This window comes from Pantoea sp. Lu_F5_004 (assembly GCF_051136245.1).
GTDB classification, from domain to species: Bacteria; Pseudomonadota; Gammaproteobacteria; order Enterobacterales; family Enterobacteriaceae; genus Pantoea; species Pantoea agglomerans.
In genome coordinates this window covers 186,134-205,882 of sequence record NZ_CP194947.1, presented here as the reverse complement: position 1 = coordinate 205,882, position 19,749 = coordinate 186,134, and the positions used below count along the sequence as shown (strand labels likewise).

18 protein-coding genes are annotated in these 19,749 nt (G+C 54.8%); 7 read left to right on the top strand and 11 right to left on the bottom strand.

Annotation, left to right across the window (positions count from 1 at the left end; translation table 11 throughout):
* Positions 1-7: 7 nt before the first annotated feature.
* The 9 genes from ACR8BN_RS19940 to ACR8BN_RS19900 all read right to left on the bottom strand — a co-directional run bounded on the left by ACR8BN_RS19940 (position 8) and on the right by ACR8BN_RS19900 (position 8,949).
* On the bottom strand, positions 8-907 hold the full coding sequence (locus tag ACR8BN_RS19940) for an ABC transporter substrate-binding protein (RefSeq protein ID WP_064702873.1): 900 nt from the start codon (positions 905-907) through the stop codon (positions 8-10).
* Positions 904-1,698, bottom strand: coding sequence for an amino acid ABC transporter ATP-binding protein (locus tag ACR8BN_RS19935; RefSeq protein ID WP_033763548.1), 795 nt, complete (start codon positions 1,696-1,698; stop codon positions 904-906). The genes ACR8BN_RS19940 and ACR8BN_RS19935 overlap by 4 nt, the downstream gene beginning before the upstream one ends.
* The gene (locus tag ACR8BN_RS19930) at positions 1,682-2,608 is read right to left on the bottom strand and encodes an amino acid ABC transporter permease (RefSeq protein WP_031590715.1); all 927 of its coding nucleotides are present in this window, start codon (positions 2,606-2,608) and stop codon (positions 1,682-1,684) included. The genes ACR8BN_RS19935 and ACR8BN_RS19930 overlap by 17 nt, the downstream gene beginning before the upstream one ends.
* Before the next feature lie 9 nt (positions 2,609-2,617).
* Positions 2,618-3,136 (bottom strand): GNAT family N-acetyltransferase, encoded by a 519-nt coding sequence (locus tag ACR8BN_RS19925; RefSeq protein WP_031590716.1) that lies wholly within the window; start codon positions 3,134-3,136, stop codon positions 2,618-2,620.
* 10 nt (positions 3,137-3,146) lie between these two features.
* Positions 3,147-4,088: an ABC transporter substrate-binding protein gene (locus tag ACR8BN_RS19920; RefSeq protein WP_031590717.1), complete on the bottom strand. Its 942-nt coding sequence runs from the start codon at positions 4,086-4,088 to the stop codon at positions 3,147-3,149.
* Between the two features lie 11 nt (positions 4,089-4,099).
* A complete protein-coding gene (locus ACR8BN_RS19915) occupies positions 4,100-5,413 on the bottom strand; it encodes an LLM class flavin-dependent oxidoreductase (RefSeq protein ID WP_022624348.1) in 1,314 nt (437 codons plus the stop codon).
* Positions 5,414-5,493: 80 nt separating this feature from the next.
* Positions 5,494-6,645, bottom strand: a complete 1,152-nt coding sequence (locus ACR8BN_RS19910; protein ID WP_434747770.1) for an amidohydrolase — start codon at positions 6,643-6,645, stop codon at positions 5,494-5,496.
* Positions 6,646-6,668: 23 nt separating this feature from the next.
* A complete protein-coding gene (locus tag ACR8BN_RS19905; RefSeq protein ID WP_434747769.1) occupies positions 6,669-7,667 on the bottom strand; it encodes an MsnO8 family LLM class oxidoreductase in 999 nt (332 codons plus the stop codon).
* A gap of 547 nt (positions 7,668-8,214) precedes the next feature.
* Positions 8,215-8,949 (bottom strand): GntR family transcriptional regulator, encoded by a 735-nt coding sequence (locus ACR8BN_RS19900; RefSeq protein ID WP_163794180.1) that lies wholly within the window; start codon positions 8,947-8,949, stop codon positions 8,215-8,217.
* A gap of 576 nt (positions 8,950-9,525) precedes the next feature.
* On the opposite strand from ACR8BN_RS19900, the gene ACR8BN_RS19895 reads away from it, so the two are divergent.
* Genes ACR8BN_RS19895 through ACR8BN_RS19885 form a run of 3 tightly spaced genes read left to right on the top strand, consistent with a single transcriptional unit; the run spans position 9,526 to position 11,709 of the window.
* Complete coding sequence (locus ACR8BN_RS19895) at positions 9,526-9,975, top strand: PTS sugar transporter subunit IIA (protein ID WP_069026758.1); 450 nt, start codon at positions 9,526-9,528, stop codon at positions 9,973-9,975.
* Positions 9,976-10,023: 48 nt separating this feature from the next.
* On the top strand, positions 10,024-10,296 hold the full coding sequence (locus tag ACR8BN_RS19890) for a PTS sugar transporter subunit IIB (protein ID WP_003855084.1): 273 nt from the start codon (positions 10,024-10,026) through the stop codon (positions 10,294-10,296).
* Positions 10,297-10,335: 39 nt separating this feature from the next.
* Positions 10,336-11,709: a PTS ascorbate transporter subunit IIC gene (locus tag ACR8BN_RS19885; protein ID WP_031590723.1), complete on the top strand. Its 1,374-nt coding sequence runs from the start codon at positions 10,336-10,338 to the stop codon at positions 11,707-11,709.
* Positions 11,710-11,824: 115 nt separating this feature from the next.
* Here the strand turns inward: ACR8BN_RS19885 and ACR8BN_RS19880 are convergent, their stop codons facing one another.
* A complete protein-coding gene (locus ACR8BN_RS19880) occupies positions 11,825-12,238 on the bottom strand; it encodes a helix-turn-helix domain-containing protein (RefSeq protein WP_031590724.1) in 414 nt (137 codons plus the stop codon).
* Positions 12,235-12,546 carry a type II toxin-antitoxin system HigB family toxin gene (locus ACR8BN_RS19875; protein ID WP_010247063.1) on the bottom strand — a complete coding sequence of 104 codons (312 nt, stop codon included), beginning with the start codon at positions 12,544-12,546 and terminating at the stop codon, positions 12,235-12,237. Before ACR8BN_RS19875 ends, ACR8BN_RS19880 begins: the two co-directional genes overlap by 4 nt.
* A 440-nt stretch (positions 12,547-12,986) precedes the next feature.
* Between ACR8BN_RS19875 and ACR8BN_RS19870 the strand changes: the two genes are divergently transcribed.
* The 4 genes from ACR8BN_RS19870 to ACR8BN_RS19855 all read left to right on the top strand — a co-directional run bounded on the left by ACR8BN_RS19870 (position 12,987) and on the right by ACR8BN_RS19855 (position 19,503).
* On the top strand, positions 12,987-14,540 hold the full coding sequence (locus ACR8BN_RS19870) for a pyridoxal phosphate-dependent decarboxylase family protein (RefSeq protein WP_434747768.1): 1,554 nt from the start codon (positions 12,987-12,989) through the stop codon (positions 14,538-14,540).
* 10 nt (positions 14,541-14,550) lie between these two features.
* A complete protein-coding gene (locus ACR8BN_RS19865) occupies positions 14,551-15,843 on the top strand; it encodes a lysine N(6)-hydroxylase/L-ornithine N(5)-oxygenase family protein (protein WP_039389956.1) in 1,293 nt (430 codons plus the stop codon).
* 1 nt (position 15,844) lies between these two features.
* Positions 15,845-18,199, top strand: a complete 2,355-nt coding sequence (locus ACR8BN_RS19860) for a GNAT family N-acetyltransferase (RefSeq protein ID WP_434747767.1) — start codon at positions 15,845-15,847, stop codon at positions 18,197-18,199.
* A 77-nt stretch (positions 18,200-18,276) separates the two neighbouring features.
* Positions 18,277-19,503: an MFS transporter gene (locus ACR8BN_RS19855; RefSeq protein WP_434747766.1), complete on the top strand. Its 1,227-nt coding sequence runs from the start codon at positions 18,277-18,279 to the stop codon at positions 19,501-19,503.
* Positions 19,504-19,749: the final 246 nt, after the last annotated feature.

The window sequence follows — 19,749 nt, the reverse complement described above, 5'->3', positions numbered from 1 at the left end:
TGCAGACTCAGTAAACAATACCGGGTGGATTCACCGTGGACTGAGTGATGGCTTCATCCTGTTCGCCCCAGCGTGCCAGCACCTGCTGGTACTGTCCGCCTGCGATGGTGCCATCCAGCGCAGCCTGCAGCGCGGGTGCCAGGCCATTGCCCTTTTTGGTAGTCACGGCGACCCAGGCGCGAAACGGTCCGCTGCCAACCAGCTTTGTCTGTCCGCGTGACGCCACTTTCCAGGCCGCCATCGAGTGAGGGCCAAACATCGCATCTGCCCGTCCCGACAGCAGCGTCAGCGTCGCGGAGGCATCATCGGTAAGGTAAACCGGCGTTACCGCAGGCAGACCTTTAGCCCGGTTCTGCTCATCCCAGCTCAGTAAAATACGCTCCTGATTGGTGCCCGAGGCGACGATAATCCGCTTACCGGCAATATCTGCCGGACTATTAATTTTGCTGATATTACTGTCGCTTTTCACCGCAAAAGCATGGTTGTCGGCGCGATACGTCGCAAAATCGAACTTCTTCTTACGCTCTTCGGTCACGGCAATATTGAACATCGCAACATCATAGCGCCCGGCGCTGATGCCCAGTGGCCAGTCCTCCCAGGAAGCCGGAACCAGTCTGAGTTTCAGGCCCAGGCTATCAGCAAGGAGTCTGGCGATATCGGGATCGCTGCCGATCCGCGTGACGTTGTCAGACGCCAGCAGCGACAGCGGCGGCGAGTTGGTCGCCGAGGTGGCGACCGTCAGGGTGCCCGGTTCGATAAAGCGGTAATTGGCCGGAATTTTACCGATAGCCTGCGGATTGGCCGGTGCATGAATCGGCGTCTCGTTGTGCAGGACATCGAGCTTCTCAGCCGCAGAACAGGCCAGCGCCGGAAGCAGCGTCAGAACCGTTAACGTTAATGCCCTCATAACACGCGCGCCAGAAACCGTCGTGTGCGCTCATGACGCGGATTATTGAGCACCTGGGTGGTGCTGCCCTGCTCTACAATCCGGCCATCCACCATAAAGACCACGCTGTCCGCCACTTCACGGGCAAAGCCGATCTCGTGTGTCACAATCACCAGCGTGGTGCCGGAACGCGCCAGCTTTTTAATCACATCCAGCACTTCGCCCACCAGTTCCGGGTCCAGCGCCGAGGTCGGCTCATCAAACAGCATGACCCGTGGATTGAGCATCAGCGCACGCGCAATCGCGATGCGCTGCTGCTGCCCGCCCGACAGGTGACGCGGCCACGCATCGGCTTTATGCCGCAGCCCTACAATATCCAGCAGTTCGCCCGCACGCTGTATCGCTTCCGGTTTCGTTAACTGACGATGGGCAATCGGCGCTTCAATCAGGTTATCCAGCACGCTGAGGTGTGGGAACAGATTGAAGTTCTGGAACACGTAGCCGACGTTGATGCGCTGGCGCAGAATCGCCTTCTCTTTCAGTTCATACAGCTTATTGCCGCGCTGCTGATAGCCGATGTAGTCGCCATCAATCTGAATAAATCCTTCGTCGACCCGTTCCAGATGATTGATGGTGCGCAGCAGCGTGGATTTACCGGAGCCGGACGGCCCGAGGATCACCGTGACGGACCCCGGTGCCAGTGACAGCGATACATCATCCAGCGCTTTATGTTTACCAAATCGTTTACTGACGCCGGTGATGCTGATGGCACCGGTAGTGTGTGAGGTGCGGTAATCAATGGCTTCGGACATGGCTGATCTCCTCGGTCGGATGAAGTGGCGTGGCGCGGTTGCGCCATTGTCGCCAGCGCGACGGTTGCGGTTCACGGGTGACGCTGCGGGCCATCCAGCGTTCGGCGTTGTACTGAATCACGGACAACACGGTGGTGATAATCAGATACCAGGCGGCACCAACCATCAGCAGTGGGATTACTTCCTGATTGCGGTTGTAGATCATCTGGATGGTGTAGAACAGCTCCGGCATCGCCAGCACATAAACCACGGATGTGCCTTTTGCCAGACTGATGATCTCGTTGAACGCGGTGGGAATAATGGCGCGCAGCGCCTGCGGCAGAATGATGCGGAAGGTGCGGCGTGTGGCGGAGAGACCCAGCGCGGACGCGGCTTCCACCTGACCGTGATCGACGCCGAGTATCCCGCCGCGAATAATTTCCGCGCTGTAGGCCGCCTGCACCAGCGTCAGACCGATAACAGCTGCCTGAAACTGCCCCAGCACGTTAATCGTCTGATACGCCCCCCAGGAGAGTCCGGTAAACGGAATGCCGACAGACAGGGTGTCGTAGAGATAGGAGAAGTTATAAAGAATGATCAGCACCACAATCAGCGGCAGTGACCTGAACAGCCAGATATAACCCCATGCCAGCGTGCTCAGCAGCCACGATGAGGAGAGACGTGCCAGCGCCAGCAGACCGCCCAGAAACAGACTGAATATCGTACCCAGCAGCGTCAGCAGCAGCGTCTGGCCCAGACCGTGCAGGATCACCGGATCAAAGAACCAGCGGGCAAACACGCTCCATTCCCAGCGCGGATTAAAGGCCACTGACTGTACCACGCCTGCCAGAATAAACAGCGCAACGATAGCGCCTGCGGTGCGTGCCGGGTAGCGTGCCGGCACCACCTGCAGATGTTGATGTTTGCTCATGGTCACTCCTTAACTCGCCGCAGCAACGTTATAGACGCCGATCACTTTGATAAAACGCAGTCGCCCGTCGTGCGGCGGCTGGCCGTAACGCTCCAGATCCCCGCTGAGATCAAACTGTGGCTGATAGCCGTGACCGGTATAGAGCCGCACCGCCTCGGGCTGACGGAAGCCGGTGGTAAGGAACAGCCGCTGATAACCCGCCTGTAAGGCGCGACGCTCCAGCTCCTGTAACACCACCAGCGCCAGCCCCTGACGACGCAGATCGCTGCGGGTCCAGATGCGCTTCAGCTCGGCGGTCTGCGGGTCATAGGGTTTGTAAGCGCCCATCGCGATGATCTCTCCGTCACGCTCCAGCACGATAAACAGCCCCTGCGGCGGCAGATACCATTCGGTCAGCTCCTGCTCCTGCTCATTACGACGGGAAAAATAGTCGCCATAGCGTGCGGAATATTCGCCAAACAGGCCGCCCAGGATCGGTTGCAACTCCGGCGCGTCGGGTGAAACTTCGCGAAAAGTCGATTCACTCATGGTCAGCTCCTTAGTCGCCCAGCCCGGCGGGATTGATTTCAGAACGATCGATCTTCTCAACGCCTTCACCCCAGCGGTTCAGCACCTTCTGATAGTCACCGTTGCCGATCACGCCGTTCAGCGCGGTGCTGATCGGTTCCGCCAGACCGCTGCCTTTCTTCACGGTAACGGCAATGTGCGCCGCTTTGGGCCAGCCGCCATCGACGCTGCCGACCAGACGGGTTTTACCGGTCAGTGCCGCTTTCCAGGCACCAATCACATTGGGACCAAAGTAGGCATCGGCCCTGCCTGCCTGCAGCGCCAGCGTCTGTGCGGCATCATCTTTGGTATAAACCGGCGTGAAGGCTTTCAGACCTTTAGCCTGATTCTCTTTATCCCACGCCAGCAGAATCGCCTCCTGATTGGTGCCGGATCCCACAATGATCCTCAGCCCGGCAATGTCTTCTGCTTTGGTCAGTGACTTTATCGGGCTGCTGGTTTTGACATAAAAGCCCAGTGAATCTTTGCGATAGGTAGCGAAGTCAAACTTCTCTTTACGATCTTTGGTCACGGTAATATTGGAGATCGCCGCGTCATACTTGCCCGAGGCCACGCCCAGCGGCCAGTCTTCCCAGGACGCTGGCACCACGTTGAGTTTTAATCCCAGGCTGTCAGCCACCAGCCGGGCAATATCCACTTCACTGCCAAGCAGCGTTTTGTTGTCATCGGAAAACACCGTTAACGGCGGGGAGTTCAGCGCGGCGACCGCCACGGTAAAGGAACCCGGCACCACAAAATGGTGACCCGCAGGCAGTTGCGCGATCGCCTCCGGATTCTTCACGGTATTGATCGGCGCTTTGTTAGCTTCAAGGCTGACGCGCTGGCCGTTATAGGAGACGCTGGTATCTTCAGCCAGCGCATGGCTACTGGCCGCCAGAATAAGCAGGGCGATAAGACGCGATGTTTTGTTCATGGCTTGTGCTCTTATTGTGAGGTGAACTGATTAACGGGTTGTTTCAGGGCGAAGCTGTCACGTAGCGTGCTGCCGGGATAATCGCGGCGCGTCAGGCCGCGAGCCTGCAGAATCGGCACTACGCGGTCGACAAAACGTTCAAAGGTATCGGGCGTGCCGCCGTTAATGATGAAGCCGTCAGTAGCCTGGGTTTCAAACCAGAGCTGCAGGCCATCCGCCACCTCTTCCGGCGTGCCGTGAAACAGCGGGCGTGGCGTTGCCGCTTCCAGTGCGGCCTGGCGCAGGGTATGCCCATGCTGCTGTGCTTTGCGTTTGATCTCATCGGTGGTGCTGCGGAAGCTGTTCTGACCGATGTCACCGATATCCGGGAACGGCTGATCCAGCGGATACTGAGAGAAGTCGTGATGGTCGAAGAAACGCCCCAGGTAGTTAAGCGCATCGGTAATCGACACCAGCGCCGCCGTGGTCTGATACTGGCGCTCCACGTCCTCTGCATCATCGCCAACAATCACGCTGACACCCTGGAAGATGTGCAAATCGTCTGGCTGACGGCCATTCGCCACCAGCTGCTGTTTCACATCCTGGTAAAATGCCTGCGCCTCTTCACGCGTCGGCTGATGGGTGAAGATGGCGTCAGCATGACGCGCCGCCAGTTTTTTACCGTCGTCGGACGCGCCCGCCTGGAAGATAATCGGACGACCCTGCGGCGTGCGGGCGATGTTCAGCGGCCCCTGCACCTGGAAGAAATCACCGTGATGATCGAGCGTGTGCAGCTTCGCCGGATCGAAAAATTGTCCGCTCGCCTTATCACGGACAAAAGCATCCTGCTCCCACGAATCCCACAATCCTTTCACCACCTGCAGATACTCATCGGCAATGCGGTAACGCAATGCGTGCTCCGGGTGCTGCTGGCGTGAGAAGTTTTTGGCCGAGCCTTCCAGCGGTGACGTCACCACGTTCCAGCCTGCACGCCCGCCGCTGAGATGATCAAGGCTGGCAAACTGACGCGCCACGGTGAACGGCTCGCTGTAAGAGGTCGATACCGTGCCAACCAGCCCCAGATGTTCAGTGACCCCCGCCAGCGCCGAGAGCAGCGTCAGTGGCTCAAAGCGATTCAGAAAGTGCGGGATCGACTTTTCGTTAATAAACAACCCGTCGGCGACAAACAGAAAATCGAGTTTGCCCTGCTCCGCCTTGCGGGCGATTTTTTTGGCGTAATCCAGATTAATACTGGCATCGGCTTGCGCCGCCGGATGGCGCCAGGCGGACATGTTTCCCGATGCACCATGCAGAATGGTACCCAGCCGAAGTTGTCTTGTGGTCATGATGCTCTCTCTTTTTTAGTCGTAGCGATGCCCGACGACGGTGGTCAGAACCGTCGTGATTTAGCGGGTTGCAGATGAATTCAGTTCAGAATGGCTTCCCGACATCGCGCATTAAGATGTTGCAGCGCCTGGCGGGCCAGTCGGGCGAAGTAGTCGGCGGCGGGCGCAATAAGCGCCTCATCCGGGGTAAAGCTGGCATGGTGCAGACCAAAGTCACTGGCGCTGCCGATGCTGACAAACGCCCCCGGCACCTGTTGCAGATAGAAGGCAAAATCCTCACCCAGCAGATGGAGATCGGCGGTCTGCACCCGATAGCCCGCCTGCTGCGCCACTTCGCTGCTGAAGGTCGCCCAGTGCGCATCGTTGATCAGCACTGGCGGACCAGGATGCCAGCTCAGGGTTGCCTGTGCGCCATTGGCTGCGGCGAAGTGCTCAACCAGCGTGCGCACCCGCTGTTCCAGTTCGGCGCGCACCTGTAAATCGTGGGTTCGGGCCGTGCCGCCAAACTCAACGCCGCCGGGTAATACGTTCCAGCTTTTGCCGCCGTCGATGCGGGTAATGCTCAGTACCAGACTGTCCAGGGCGTTGAAACTGCGGCTGGTGAGCCCCTGTAACGCCTGGATAATCTGGCTGGCCGTCACAATGCTGTCGACACCCTGCTCCGGATACGCGGCATGTGCGCCTTTGCTGGTGACGCGGATAATAAATTTGTCAGCGTTGGCGTAGAACGCCCCGCTGCGGGTGGCAAAGGTGCCGACGGGCAGTAAAGGCTCGTTGTGCATCCCGAAGATAGCCTGCACCTCATCCAGTACCCCCGCCTCAATAAACTGACGCGCGCCGCGCGCTATCTCTTCAGCGGGCTGGAACAGGATGCGCACCCGGCCAGGTAATAGATCGGGCTGTGCGTTGAGCGTTAACGCTGCGCCCAGCATGACCGCACTGTGCAGGTCGTGGCCGCAGGCGTGCATCACGCCAGGGTGGCGGGAGTGAAAACGCACCCCGCTCGCCTCATGGATCGGCAGGGCATCAATGTCGGCGCGCAGCGCGATCACTGTCTCTCCACTGCCAATTTCTGCCACCAGGCCGGTTTCCAGTGGATAGTCCAGCAGCCGGATACCCGCCGCCTGCAACCAGCCCCGCAGTCGCGCGGTGGTGGCGAACTCCTGACCCGACAGCTCCGGCCAGGTGTGCAGTTCGCGTCGCCATTCAATCAGTTGTGACTCAGGGTTCATGATGACTCTCCACTGACGGGGATTCAGGCTGCGACCAGATGATGCGTGGCCAGCAGTTCAAGTGACTGAAGACGTGCAACCGGCTCGGTAATCGGCGTGTCGATAACAAATTCATCAATGTCAAAATTATGATGCAGCGCGTCCAGCTGGGCATGAACCTGCGCCGCCGTGCCTTTCAGAAGTGACGGCGTGCGCGGCTCAATCTGATAATCGCGGTATCCGCCCTGACGCACATAGCGCTCCGCCTGCTCAAGGCTGGCGACGTTGACGCTCGGGCCATCTTTCACCGCTACATGGTAGTGACGAAGGTTGGCTACAAGCAGGTCAGCCCCGGCGGGTGAGTCGGCTACCACCACCTGTACTGCCACCAGTGCGCGCTGACCCTGGCTCAGGCGGGAGTAGGTACTCAGCGCATGCTCCAGCAACTTGCGGTCACCATTGAGGTGAGCGGCAAAGACAAACTGCCAGCCCAGACTAGCGGCCAGCCGGGCGCTCTCTTCACTGGCACCCAGCAGAAAACGGTTCGCCGGACGTGACGGCAGTGGCGTGGCGGCTAAACCCTCATCGTCAGGATCAGTCTGACCGGGCTTGAGCCAGCTATCCAACAGCTGAAGCTGTTCGGCAAAGCTCCCTTTTTTAGCGGCATCAATGCCCTGTTGCAGCGCATGGGTGGAGAGTGGAAGCCCGCCCGGCGCTTTGCCCACGCCGAGGTCAATGCGGCCCGGCGCCAGCGAAGCGAGCAGATTAAAATTCTCTGCCACTTTATAAGGGCTGTAGTGCTGCAACATCACCCCGCCCGATCCGACGCGAATATGTCGGGTCTGGGCAATGATCCAGGCAATCAATACCTCAGGTGAAGGACTGGCCAGCTGCCCGGTGTTGTGATGTTCCGCCAGCCAGAAGCGGTGATAACCCCACTCCTCTGCCCGCTGCGCCATCTGCAGCGTGCGCTGCAGAGCCGCGGTGGGTGATTCACCCTGCAGCACGGGCGCTTTATCTAACAGACTTAATCGATATGCCATTCACCTGGTCCTTGTTTATTCCGGTTGCAGACCAGTGTGCTGCGCAGTCGATCATTGGTAAAACATCATATTGTTTTATGCATTATTGATTTCGTCATAATGGAGAACAGTGAGAAGTGAAAGGCGGCAAACGGGCTATGAAACAGGGAATCAGGCAGATATTTTGCGTATAACGCTATTCGTTGCCTGATATTCAGGTGAGTAAAATCGGTGAACTGGCAAAGGATTGCAGAAAATCGTCTTACGTATGAAGCGTTTTTTGCGCTGGCGCTCCCGGAATTTCAGACAGCATGAATACAGTATATTGAAGTACCTTTTTCACAGGATGGAGAAACGCGAGCCGCCAGATATGCAAATTAGCATATGTAGAATGTAATTGAGTCAGAGATGACTTATTGCAACTGCCAGATGTTTTACAGGACCTTATACATTATCCGGAATTAAGACACTCTACTGTAATGAGAGGTGTAAACCGGGCATGAATCGGTCTGATAGGGTCATATCCGGGCACCGCAATAGTATTGCGGCCAGAAACAAGATTATTTTTCTAAGGCCGTTGCGAATTTTGTTTCAACGGGAAAAATCGGGTGTTGATAAGCGCCACATTCACTTCACAGGGAACGCCGTCGTCGAGATAAACGGTTTCATTAAGCTGAATGACAGCATCCCCTTCCGCTAAATTAAGCAGAGTAAGTGACTGTGTATCCGTAAGATTGACGGCCGTTAAATGCTGGTCCCTTAGCTGCACTTTCTTACCGGTAACTTCTTCAATGTAGGCATATTTTGACAGTTCCAGCTTGCTGAACTCCATGCTGCTAAACATATTAACCGGCAGGTGAATATGTTCCAGAGCCACCGGGATGTCATCGAAACACATCAGGCGTAAAATTTTATAGATCTGATCGCTGTTCTTTATACGCAGCGCCTGAGCTATATCAGCAGAAGGAACCTTAATGATGCTGACCGAAATGATTTTCCTTACACCTTTATGGCTATTTCTTTGAGCCTGGTAATCAAAAGGTGAAAGCACATGATATCGGTTCGCCTGGCTACTCATCTCCGTGGAACCGACAAAAATACCCGACCCTTTAACCCGGTAAATTCTCTGCTGCTCCACCAGAATGCGTGTGGCTTCACGCACCGTTGCGCGAGTAATGCCGATGCTTTTGGCAATTGATATTTCGGTATCCAGTTTCTCTCCGGGTCGAAGGCCATCATCCTTAATTTTATTGAGGATGTAATCAACAACCTCTTTTTGTTTTTCAGTAATGCCATCAACCATTGGCTTTCTTCCCGTTTGAGTGAAGGACAGACTCCCTCTAATCCGTGTCAGTACAGTTCTGCCTGACATTGCCGGATGAGTACCACTTCCGCTAGCTGAATATGTGATCAACTTATCAAATTGGCACTGATGTTAAGCCTGATAAGCAATATTTTAACTTTACATGTTGTGTCCGTACACCTCGAAGGACATCATCAGGATGACTAGACACCTTTAACATGTACAGATGTGATGAACGTTGTGAAATATAACCCCATCTGAACAATGAGAAAATATTTTTTTAATAACCCAATGAAAATAATGAATTTTTAGGATATTACGTCGTTTTACTACATTCGATTTTTGTGTCGATCTGCTGAAAGAACGTTTATCTAAAAAAGTGATAACGGGGGTTTTCAGGGAAACTGACTGTACATACTCAGGAATTTATGAAAAATCGGAATGCACAACAGACCCTGTTCCGGTTGAGAAAATTTTATATGAGATGGGTTATGCGCAACCGGGAGCGAGCAAACGCCACACGGTTTATGCGTTTAGTTAAATTTTATTGCGCATTTAAACAGGAGGAGTAAGACGATGTCACACCTGGCTAAGTGGTTAGATAACGAGAAAATCCAGTATGTTGAAAGCGTGACTGACTGGCAGGAAGCGTTAGTTATTGCGGGACGTCCTCTGCTTAGTGAGGGCGCAATATCGCAAGATTATATTGATGCGATTATTCAGCAAAAAGAGGAGATCGGTCCCTTTTTTGTCATCGCGCCGCAGATTGCCATGCCCCACGCTCGCCCGGAACAAGGCGCACACAAACTGGGGTTGTCGATTGTGCTGCTGGGTACAGCAGTGAAGTTTGACTCCGAAGAGAACGACCCGGTGAAGGCCATTTTCATGTTTGCTGCACCGGACAGTAATAGCCATATCGAAATGATCTCCCAGCTGGCGGAAGTGCTGTCCGATGAAGAGATCATGGCGCAGATATTCAATGCGAGCAGCAAAGAAGCGCTCATGACGATTTTATCAGGCGTTTAGTCTGCCCGTTGAAACCCGAATTTTAATCATTAATTAATGAGGTTTGATATGAAAATTATGGCGGTATGTGGTTCAGGTTTAGGCAGCAGCTTCATGATGGAAATGAACATCAAGAAAGTGCTTAAAACAATCGGTGTTGAAGCTGAAGTGGAACATTCGGATCTCGGCTCTGTCACCCCCGATGTGGCGGATGTTTTTGTTATGGCCAAAGACATTGCCTATAGCGCAAACCTTCCTGAACAGAAGGTCATCATCATCAATAACATCATTGACCTGAAAGAAGTGGAGCAGAAAATACGCGAGTATTTTGAGAAAAACTGACGCTGATAATTAGATAAATACCTTACCCTCGAGGTTAATATGTTTACTCAAAATCTTTTGCAGTTCGTTGTCGACGTGCTGAAAGTGCCCTCTATATTAGTCGGACTGGTGGCATTTTTCGGACTGATTGCGCAGAAGAAGCCGTTTCCTGATGTTATCAAGGGCACGGTAAAAACTATTCTGGGCTTCCTGGTACTGGCAGGTGGCGCGACTGTTCTGGTCGGTTCACTGACGCCACTGGGCGACATTTTCAAACATGCGTTTGATGTTCAGGGCATCATTCCTAATAACGAAGCGATGGTCTCTATCGCTCTGGCAAAATATGGTGCGCCTACCACGATGATCATGGCCTTCGGCATGGTCGCCAACATCGTTGTCGCCCGCTTCACCCGACTGAAATATATCTATCTGTCAGGGCATGTGACGTTCTATATGGCCTGTATGATCGCGATTATTTTATCGGTTGCTGGTTTTGAAGGTATTCAGCTTATTTACACCGGGTCACTGCTGTTGGGCATTCTGATGGCCACCTTCCCGGCAATCGCTCAGCCCTATATGCGTAAGATCATTGGTGGCGACCATGTCGCGCTGGCGCATACCGGGACAATTGGCTATGTCTTATCAGGCTGGATCGGCTCTTTGGCAGGCAAAGGATCTAAATCTACCGAAGAGATGAACATGCCAAAAAACCTCAGTTTTTTGCGCGACAGTACCATCTCGATCTCTCTGACGATGATGATTATCTACTTAATCCTGTCGGTTTCTGCCGGTAAAGAATATGTAGAGGCTAATTTCAGCAATGGTCAGAACTACCTGGTTTACTCCTTTATCCAGGCCATTACCTTTGCGGCGGGCGTCTTTATCATTCTGCAGGGTGTGCGCTTAATCCTGGCTGAAATTGTCCCTGCCTTTACCGGCTTTTCAGAAAAACTGGTTCCGGAAGCCAGACCGGCGCTGGATTGCCCGATTGTCTTCCCCTACGCCCCGAATGCGGTGCTGGTTGGCTTTATCTCCAGCTTTGTCGGTGGCCTGGTGGGGCTGTTTGTTCTCGGTCAGCTGCATTGGGTATTAATTCTGCCGGGTGTGGTTCCTCACTTCTTCTGTGGCGCTACGGCTGGCGTGTTTGGTAATGCGACCGGCGGCAAGCGTGGGGCGATTTGCGGTGCCTTTGCTCATGGCCTTTTAATTACCTTCCTGCCTGTCGCCCTGCTGCCGGTACTCGGACAGATAGGGCTGACCAACACCACCTTCTCGGATACCGACTTCGGCGTCACCGGCATCCTGCTGGGTAATATGGCTCACTTTATGGATAAGGGAACCATCACCATGATTATCACCGGCATTTTTGGCTTGTTAGTGATTTATAACTTTACGGCTAAAAAGAAGGCGCCTGTAGAAACGAATGCAGGGTAATAGTAACGCTTAATGGCAACCAGAAAGGGCAATGAGCGCTTTCTGGTTGTTTGCGGAATACCTTCATCATTCAATTTCCAGAAAAACAACCGCACTCATATAAGTTCAGGCTCAGTTATTCAGCGAACGCTTCAAACGGCAGGTTAAAACGCGCTGCCAGTCGGGCTTTATGTTTATCCGTCAGGGGGCGATCACCACGCAGGATACGACTGACATAAGAGCGCTGCCCTATTTCATCCGCAAAAGAGGATTGAGTCAGGCCGTGCTGATCCATGATGACCCGCAAAAGTGCCACTCCGCGCGGCATAGCATCAGTACGCGCGTTAAACGCAGCAAACTCAGGGGCGCTGTTTTCGTATCGGGCGACCTTATCAGACAGTATCTCTACTAACGGGCTGTCCGGCTGGTGCTCAACCAGATATTCAACCAGTTCCAGCGCCTGCTCGTAGTCCCTTTTATCGGTACTGCCTCCCAGAAAGGGAACAATTCTGACCAGGTCATTGGTCGCCTGGATTGCTTCGGTAATCATTCTTTACTCTCCCGGTACTTCTTCACCAGCTTGTCATATTCCGCATGCGTCACGATGTGCTTGATAAAAATTTTGCCTCGATCAAAGTCAGCATAGAACATGATCCTCAGGCTGTTTCCGCCCACATCGATTACCCACCACTTTTCCCGGTACTTCATGCGGTCAAGGCTCTGAAAGCGAATTTTCAGCGCATCTGGCGTGGCAAAGTTTTCGTCCCTGAGGACCAGATAAGCCGCATCCAGTGCGGAAGCATGATTTGGATAAATTATTGCCGCTTCCCTGAACGGCCCTCTTGAGATGATATGCATTTTTCTCTCAAACTTTCCATGTTGGAAACATTCTAACCCACGAAGCTAATGTTTCCAACATGGAACACATACAGATGAGTCCTTAATGAATTGCTGGCACTAACCCTCGTAAAAAAAGGACTATTCCGATCGATAAAAGTGATCAACATCACATTTTCAACATTAGACATACTAATAAATAAAATTTAACAACAAAACAATTGAATGATAATGATTAACATTTACACTCTCATCCGCATATAACAAAGCGTTTAACGCTGCCAAATCCACAAATAATATGCGGTATTTACTCTTTTTGAGGTGAAAACTCTAATCTATTTAATGGTCAGGGTTTTTATCTGGTTAGTTAGTTTTATGTTTACTGGAGTTGTTGAGCGGACATCCAACGCTGCTGACCTTACGTCGGCAGGGTCACTGGTATTAACGCACAGGAACTGAACATGCTTTTACGCTCATCCACTCAGGCGGCACAGGATCTCGCGCCAGCATCCAACGCCAGCGGTGCCGAAACGGCTATTTTTAACGATCAGCAACTGGCGGCCTGGTCGCAGCAGACTCAGGAGGTGCTGGCGCTGATGACCCGTACCGTTACCGGCGTTGAGAAGCCTTTCAGCGGTATCCTGCCCCATGAACTGGCGACGGAATTCAGTGAGGTCGACCTCGATCGTCCGCTGGGTAATAACGATGACGCCCTGACAGAGCTGAGCCAGCTCTATCTTCGTGACGCCGTCTGGTTTCACCACCCTAAATACCTGGCGCACCTGAACTGCCCGGTCGTGCTGCCCTCTCTGATGGCTGAGCAGATTATGGCAGCGGTGAATAGCTCGGTCGACACCTGGGATCAGAGCGCAGGCGGTACGCTGATTGAGCAGAAGGTGATCGACTGGACGCTTGACCGCATCGGTCTGCCTGCCGGATCTGATGGGATCTTCACCAGCGGCGGCACCCAATCCAACCTGATGGCAATGCTGCTGGCGCGTGACAGCTGGTGCGCAGCGCATCATCCGGGGCATCTGATTAAGCATCGCGGCCTGCCTGAGACCGCGTCGAAATGGCGGGTATTTACCTCGAAACTCAGCCACTTCAGCATCCAGAAATCGATGGCGATTTTAGGGCTGGGCTATGACGCAGTTATCGCCGTTGATCACGACGACCACTACCGTATGGACGTAGCGTGCCTGGCTAAGGAGATCGAGAAATGTCGCAGTGAAGGACTGATCCCGATTGCTGTGGTTGCCACCAGCGGCACCACGGACTTTGGCAGCATCGATCCGCTGCCGGAGATCGCCCGTCTCTGTGACGATTATGGTTTGTGGATGCATGTTGACGCCGCCTACGGCTGTGGGCTGCTGGTCTCAGAGAATCATCGCTCACGCCTGAATGGCATTGAACGGGCTGATTCCGTCACCGTCGATTATCACAAATCTTTCTTCCAGACCGTCAGCTGCGGTGCATTCTTTGTGCGGGACAGCCACAACCTGAAGCATGTCACGCACCATGCAGATTACCTGAATCCGCTCAGCGCCCAGCAGGAAGGCACACCGAATCTGGTCAACAAAAGCATTCAGACCACCCGCCGATTTGATGCGCTAAAAATGTGGCTGACCCTGCGCGTGATGGGTCCGGCGGCGCTGGGTGACGCTTTCGATACGCTGATAGAGCTGACACAGGCGGCTCATGAGCGGTTAACTGCGCATCCTGCTATCGAAGTGCTGCACGCGCCTGAGCTGACCACCCAGATTTTCCGCTACGTGCCCGGCAAAAACGCCAGCGACGCACAGATCGACGAAATCAACGCCGCTATCCGTAAAGCGCTCTTCCGCTCCGGCAACGCAGTGATTGCCGGAACCAAAGTCGATGGGCGTCAGTACCTGAAATTCACCCTGTTAAATCCCACCACGACCATCGCCGACATCGAAGATGTGCTGAGCCTGATCGCGCACTATGGCCGCGAGCAGGTACGTGCGTCTGCGCTGAACGCGGCGAAACAGTGAGAGCTCTGAAATGAATAATTCCGTTTACGATTTTATTGGTATCGGTATCGGTCCTTTTAACCTGAGCCTGGCCTGTCTGAGTGAGCCGGTTGAGGGGCTGAACGGTCTTTTCCTGGATGAGAACCCGGGCTTTGACTGGCACACCGGCATGATGCTGGAAAATGCCCATCTGCAGACGCCGTTTATGGCCGATCTGGTGACGCTCGCCGATCCGACCAGCCCTTACAGCCTGCTTAACTACATGAAGGAAAAGGGGAAATTATACTCTTTTTATATCCGAGAAGACTTCTTCCTGATGCGCAAAGAGTATAATCAGTACTGCCAGTGGGCCAGTTCACGGCTCTCTAATCTGCGCTGGAACAGCCACGTTGAGTATGTCAGCTACGATGAGACGGCTGGCGTCTATCAACTCCAGGTGACCGACACCCGAAATGGCCAGAAACAGAACTATCTGGCACGACATCTGATCCTCGGCACCGGGCCTAAAGCCTGGATGCCGGAGTGCAGTCAACCGCACCGCCAGCGCCTTACGCACTCAAGCCACTATCTGGTCAACAAAGCCGAACTGCAGCAGAAGCGTTCCATCACCGTGCTGGGCAGCGGCCAGAGCGCGGCAGAAATCTACTACGACCTGCTGACCGATATAGACCGCTTTGGCTATCAGCTCAACTGGATCACCCGCGCGCCGCGCTTCTATCCGCTGGAGTACACCAAGCTCACGCTGGAGATGACCTCGCCGGAATGGGTCGACTATTTCCACGCCCTGCCCGCCAGCACCCGTGACGAACTGAATGCGCGCCACAAGAATCTCTACAAAGGCATCAACAGCAGCCTGATTAACGATATTTATGACCTGATGTATGTCAAACAGCTCGACGGCGATCTGAACGTTAACCTGTTTACTCACTCGGCGCTGACCGCTATGCGCTGGCTGCCGCAGGGAGAGTTTGAGCTGACGCTGCATCAGGAGGAGCAGGATTGCACCTTCACCCGTCGCACCGAAGGACTGGTGATGGCGACCGGCTATCACTACCAGCCACCGATGTTTTTAGAGGGCATCAACGCCCGCCTGCGCTGGGATGACAAAGGCCGCTACGACGTACAGCGCAACTACAGCATCGATTATCACAATCAGATCTTCGTGCAGAACGCCGAACTGCACACCCACGGCTTCGTTACGCCGGATCTCGGCATGGCCTGCTACCGCAACTCGGTGCTGCTGCGCGAACTGACAGGACGCGAGGTCTACCCGATCGAGCGTCAGATTGCCTTCCAGACCTTCCCGGCTAAATCGGAGCACTGAGATGAGTTCACAAACACTGTTCAGCGCCGCCCGCCCCGCAGGCCAGTTCAGCCTGAGGCCCATGCTCGCCAGCGATGCGCCGCTGATTCATAGCTGGGTCACCCGCGATTACGCCCGCTTCTGGGGCATGCAGCAGCAGAGCCTGAATCAGGTCGCTGAGTTCTATCAGACGCTGACTGCAGCCGATCCCCATGCTGCGCTGATTGGTTGCTGCAACGACCAGCCGGTCTGCCTGATTGAGTGCTACCGCGCCAGCGACGACGAGGTCGGCAAATTTTATCCTGCCGCACCCGATGATTACGGCATGCATATTCTGATTGCCCCCGCCAGCCAGCCGATCAAAGCCTTCAGCTGGCAGGTCTTCACGCTGGTGATGGACTACATGTTCAGCCGCCCCGAGGTGCGCCGCGTGGTGGTAGAGCCGGATGTGCGCAATGAGAAGATTCATGTGCTGAATAAGCGTGCCGGGTTCCGCTATCAGCACACCATTGACATGGGTCATAAAACCGCCTGGCTGGCCTTTTGCCAGCGGGAAGATTATCAACATGCGTTACTGCAGGAGTCGCAGACTATGAACACCCCCTCTTCGCTGATGAACGGTACACATCTGACGGGCGACCACTGGGCGCAGGCAAACCGCATGCTGATCCGTAAAGCGATTGCCGAGTTCGCGCATGAAAAAATCATTACGCCACAGGAGTCGGGCAACGGCAGCTATCAGCTTGCGGTGCCAGGCGGTGAAGCGAGCTACCATTTCCGGGCGTCGCGGCTGGCGCTGGATCACTGGGAAATCGATGCCGGCTCACTGCGCAAGCAGGAGAACGGTCGTGATCTGCCGCTGGATGCGCTGAAGTTTATCGTGGAGTTTAACGGCGAGATCGGTATTACACAGGCGCTGCTGGCGACCTACATGGAAGAGATCAGCAGCACGCTATGCAGCAGCGTTTATAAGCTGCAGAAGAATAATCCTGACAGCCAGGCGCTGGTCTCAGCCGATTTCCAGACGGTGGAAGCGGCGATGACCGAAGGCCATCCCTGCTTTGTTGCCAACAACGGGCGTATTGGCTTTGATGCCCATGATTATCTGGCGTATGCGCCCGAGGCCGCCGCGCCCGTTCACCTCATCTGGGTCGCGGTTCATCGCCGCAACGCCCATTTCTCCAGCCTCAGCGAGCTGAGCTATGAGCAGTTGATGCGTGATGAACTGGGCGACACCACCCTGGAGCAGTTTACTGCGCAGCTGGTGAATAAAGGACTGGCGGTTGAGGAGTATATCCTGATGCCGGTGCATCCCTGGCAGTGGCAGAACAAGCTGCTGACCGTGTTTGCGGCGGACATCGCCAGTCACGATATTGTTTATCTGGGCACCGGAGACGATGCTTACCAGGCACAGCAGTCGATCCGCACCTTCTTTAACCGCAGCCAGCCCGCGAAGCGCTACGTGAAAACCGCCCTGTCGGTGCTGAACATGGGCTTTATGCGCGGTCTGTCGCCCTACTATATGGCGACAACGCCCGCGATAAACGGCTGGCTGGAACAACTGGTTGCTGGCGATGCGTGGCTGAATCGCTGTGATTTCCGCATCCTGCGCGAAGTCGCGGCGGTCGGCTATCACAACCGCTACTATGAGCAGGCGATCAAAGGCGACTCCGCCTATAAAAAGATGTTCGCTGCGCTGTGGCGGGATAATCCTGCGGCCAGCCTGCAGTCCGGCCAGCGTCTGATGACCATGGCCTCTTTCCTGCACGTCGATCACCATCAGCAGGCACTGCTGCCTGCGCTGATAGCGGATTCTGGTTTGCCCGCGAAGCAGTGGATAGAACGCTACCTGACCTGCTATCTCAGCCCGCTGCTGCACTGCTTCTATCAGCATGACCTGGTGTTTATGCCGCACGGTGAAAACCTCATCATGCTGCTGGAGAACAACGTGCCGGTCAGTGCATACATGAAGGATATCGGCGAAGAGATCGCCGTGATGAATCCGGATGCGGTGCTGCCGGAAGGCGTGCAGCGTCTGGCGGTGGATGTGCCGGAGAACCTGAAGCTGCTCTCAATCTTCACCGATGTGTTTGACTGCATCTTCCGCTTTATCAGCGCGATCCTGCATCAGTCAGGAACGCTGCCGGAGGAAGAGTTCTGGCAGGCGGTGGCGCAGTGCGTGAAGGATTACCAGCAGGCGCACCCGGAGCATGCCACTAAATTCGCGCGCTATGACATGTTCGCGCCGGACTTTACCCGCTCCTGCCTGAACCGCCTGCAGCTGGCGAATAATCAGCAGATGATAAACCTCGCCGATCCCGCTGAGAACCTCAAGTTCGCCGGAACGCTGATCAACCCGATCGCCCGCTGGCAATAAGCGTTACACTGTCACGCTGAAATTATGCGGTCACCCTGGTGGCCGCTTTTTTAATGGCTTTATCGCAGGTATCCGTAATGGCTTTTTTCGAACCGGTCGCGCAACTGACCCGACGACATCTGATCTTTCCGCTGTCGCTGGTGTTGTTTGAGTTCGCCACCTATATCGCTCACGACATGATCCAGCCCGGTATGCTGCTGGTGACTCAGGAATTTAAGGTCGGGCCGGAGTGGGTCTCTACTTCGCTCACCGCCTATCTGGCCGGTGGCATTATGCTGCAATGGCTGCTTGGCCCCCTCTCTGACCGCATCGGGCGGCGTCCGGTGCTGCTCAGCGGCGTGGCCTTTTTTATGCTCTCGTGTGTGGCGACGCACTGGGTGCAAAGCATTGAGCAGTTCGTCCTGCTGCGTTTTTTGCAGGGCGTCAGCCTCTGTTTTATTGGCGCGGTAGGCTACGCGGCGGTGCAGGAGGCATTTACGGAATCGCTCAGCATCAAAATGATGGCGCTGATGGCCAACGTCGCCCTGCTGGCCCCGCTGGCCGGTCCGCTGGCGGGCGCGGCTTTTCTTACTGTTGGTGAATGGCGCACACTGTTCTGGCTGATTGGCGCTGTCGCAGCGCTGGCACTGGCGGGTCTGTGGTATGCGATGCCCGAAACCGCAGGTGACCGGCAGAAACCGCTGTCGCTGCGATCAATCATCAGCGGTTACGCGGCGTTGCTGAAGGATCGTCAGGTGATGCGCGGCTCACTGGCCATCGGGCTGGTCACCGTGCCCTGCATCGCATGGGTCGCATTGTCGCCGGTGATTTTAATTCATGATGCGGGACTCAGCCGCATCGACTATGCGTTATTACAGCTGCCGGTCTTCGCCGCCATGATTGCGGGCAACCTGACGCTGGGACGCTTATCCAGCCGTCTGCCCATTGAACAGCCGTTACGGCTCGGTGCCTGGCCGGTGGTCTGCGGGCTGGCAATCGCAGTCACCGCTACCGTGCTAAATCCGCAAAGCTATCTGTGGCTGACTGCCGGAATTAGCCTCTACGGCTTCGGTGCCGGGCTGGTCAGTGCCGGACTCTATCGCATGACGCTTTTTTCCAGCAGCGCCGGAAAAGGCAGCGTGGCAGCGATGCTCGGCATGGTGAGTATTCTGATTATTGCGCTGGGCATTGAAGCAGCCAAAACCGCGTATTTTAGTTACGGCACCGGCGGCTTCAGTGTGGTAAACCTGACCTGCGGTCTGCTGTGGCTGGTTCTGGTCAGCGCTTTTCTGCGTGCAGGCCAGCGGAAATTGTGCGCGGAATAATCGAATATATTTAGCAGTGCGATATAGTACTTGCCCGCACTGCTAACCATAAAGAATCCGATTACGGCATCATTAAAGCGTGATCGCCGCACCATACCCTTACAAAGTCCATGGTTATAATCTTTCTGATTTGAGGATTCTTAAGAGTGCTTCCTGGTTTTTATAACAGGAATGCCACTTTTGTGACATCGGTGTCAAAAGCATTGTCTCGCTAAGCTGTTGAGCGGTAAGTATGATCAAAAAAAT